Source organism: Klebsiella sp. 4_1_44FAA (assembly GCF_000238715.1).
In the GTDB taxonomy this organism is placed as follows: domain Bacteria; phylum Pseudomonadota; class Gammaproteobacteria; order Enterobacterales; family Enterobacteriaceae; genus Klebsiella; species Klebsiella pneumoniae.
This window is the reverse complement of sequence record NZ_JH414842.1, coordinates 1-997: the sequence shown is the minus strand read 5'-3', so window position 1 is coordinate 997 and position 997 is coordinate 1. Positions and strand designations below refer to the sequence as shown.

1 pseudogene is annotated in these 997 nt (G+C 53.1%); it reads right to left on the bottom strand.

Annotated features, from left to right (window positions below):
* Nucleotides 1-13: 13 nt before the first annotated feature.
* Nucleotides 14-983: pseudogene (locus HMPREF1024_RS00095) on the bottom strand (IS5 family transposase).
* Between the last annotated feature and the right edge of the window lie 14 nt (nt 984-997).

The window sequence follows — 997 nt, the reverse complement described above, 5'->3', positions numbered from 1 at the left end:
GCGGGTTGTGTTTTCAGGCAATACGCACGCTTTCAGGCATACCTGCTTTTCGTCATTTTGTTCAGCGCTCGTACCAGGGCCATAGCCTCCGCAACCTGACCATCGTAGTCACGCAGCGTCAGTGAACCCCCGAACAGCTGTTTTACCCGGTACATCGCCGTTTCCGCTATCGAGCGACGGTTGTAATCTGTTGTCCATTTCCACCGCGCATTACTCCCGGTCATTCGCTGATTAGCCACTGCACGGTTACGGTCTGCATATTCACCGGGCCAGTAACCCGCACCTTTTCGGGGCGGGATAAGCGCGCTGATTTTCTTACGCCGCAGTTCATCGTGACATAGCCGGGTATCGTAAGCTCCATCGGCGGCGGCTGACCTGATTTTCCGGTGGGTTTGCCGGATTAACCCGGGGAAGGCCTCTGAGTCCGTAACGTTGTTCAGCGACAGGTCTGCACAGATGATTTCATGTGTTTTACTGTCAACGGCCAGATGCAGCTTACGCCATATACGACGGCGTTCCTGGCCATGCTTTTTGACTTTCCACTCGCCTTCACCGAAGACCTTCAGCCCGGTGGAATCAATTACCAGGTGTGCGATTTCACCCCGGGTGGACGTTTTGAAACTGACATTAACCGACTTTGCGCGCTTGCTGACACTGGTGTAATCCGGGCAGCGCAACGGAACATTCATCAGTGTAAAAATGGAATCAATAAAACCCTGCGCAGCCCGCAGGGTCAACCTGAACACGCGTTTAATGACTAGAACGGTGGTGATGGCGAGATCAGAATAGCGCTGAGGTCTTCCCCGTGATGAAGGCGTTGCCGACTCATACCAGGCCTGAATAGCTTCATCATCCAGCCAGAAAGTTATGGAGCCACGGTTGATGAGGGCTTTATTGTAGGTGGGCCAGTTGGTGATTTTGAACTTTTGCTTTGCCACGGAACGGTCTGCGTTGTCGGGAAGATGCGTGATCTGATCCTTCAACTCAGCAAAAGTTC